1 protein-coding gene is annotated in these 1469 nt (G+C 68.1%); it reads right to left on the reverse strand.

Features of this window, described 5'->3' with window-relative positions:
• Positions 1–1469, reverse strand: a 1469-nt coding sequence (locus CAPSK01_RS15640) for an FAD-dependent oxidoreductase (protein WP_273703814.1), incomplete at both ends; no start/stop codon positions are given.

Here is a 1469-nt window from a genome sequence, read left to right on the forward strand (position 1 = left end):
GCGCCTGATACGGTTGCTTCCTGCCGAGCAGTGCGTTGGCGGCCGTTGCCGCCTGGGCCGCGCCGACGGTCCATAGGCCGCCGACGGCACCAGGCAGTTCGGCGACGTCGCCAACGGCGTAGATGTCGGGGTCGCTGGTGCGCATGCACGAATCCACCTTGACACCGCGGCCGACTTCCAGTCCGGCGGCGCGGGCCAGTTGGGCGTTGGTGCCGATGCCGAGACAGGCGACGAATAAATCCGCCCGCGCGCACGGCCCATGCGCCAGCCAGGCGGCGCGCAGCGTCGCACCCTGGCTTTCCCAGCGGCTGATGGCGACATCGGTGAGAACCTGGATACCGATGCCTTCGAGGTAAGCCGTGAGTCGGGCGGCGCCCTGATGGTCGAGCTGCGCGTTCATCAGACGATCCGATCGCTGCAGGAGCGTGACCTGCAGCCCGAGGTGATGCAGGGCGTCGGCCGCTTCGACGCCGAGTACGCCGCCGCCGACGACCAGGGCGTGACGGGCCCGCCGCAGCTGCACGTAATTGCGCAGTGCCTGCGCGTCTTCCGCCGAGCGCAGGACGAAGGCGTTGTCGAACGATAGGAAGTCGGGGTCCGGTGTCGTGCAGTGGGCCCCGGTGGCGAGGATCAGCTTGTCGTAGGGCAGGGATTCGCCGGTAGCCAGGAGAACGGTCTTGCTCTGCCGATCCACCGCACGGGCGATCGAATTGCGCCAGACCTCGACGCGGTTCCTGGCGTACCAGTTATCCGGGATCAGTTGCAGTCCGTCCATGCCGGTGCGGCCGTAGATCAGCCGGCCGATGGCCATGCGGTTGTAGAAGTGGAGCGGTTCGCTGGTGATCATGTCGATCTGTAGCGAGGCGCTCAGGCGGCGCAATTGTTCTGCGGTGCTGGTGCCGGCGATGCCGTTGCCGATGATCACCACCCGGGAAATGCCTGTGCCGAGCGCATGGTCGACTTCCGGCGCGACGGGTGCTGCCTCGGTTTGTTCCGCTGCGCTGGCGTTCGGGTCGCGGTCGATGAGCACCGGGCCGCTGACCCGGCACATGCACGCCAACCGTGCTTTGCCTTCCAATCCGAGTCGGCGCAGCGTCGCCAGTTCGTCGTCACCGGCCGGCGACAGGTGCTTGCTGCCTGCGCAGACGACCACCGCATCAGCACCGCAGAGGCCGGCGCGGCAACCGTAGTTGATCTTGAGACCGGCGCTCTCGATGGCATCGAGAAGGGTGGCGCCTTTCGGGACCGGGAAGGCGACCTTCGTTTCCCGGTCGGTCACCTCCGCCCCCTGCTTGCCACCGAAACGGGTATGCATCTGCGTCTTGCCGCTCGGCTCCGCTACGCGCTGTGCAGGTTGGGCGGCGGCTTTGGCGAACAGGCCCTCGGCGTAAAGGCTGGCGCCGAGCAGGATCAGCCCGCCGAGCACGCCGACGCCGCGGCTCGCCGCGGTCAGCCATTCCGGCGCCGTG

Source organism: Candidatus Accumulibacter vicinus, assembly GCF_000584955.1.
Lineage (GTDB): Bacteria > Pseudomonadota > Gammaproteobacteria > Burkholderiales > Rhodocyclaceae > Accumulibacter > Accumulibacter vicinus.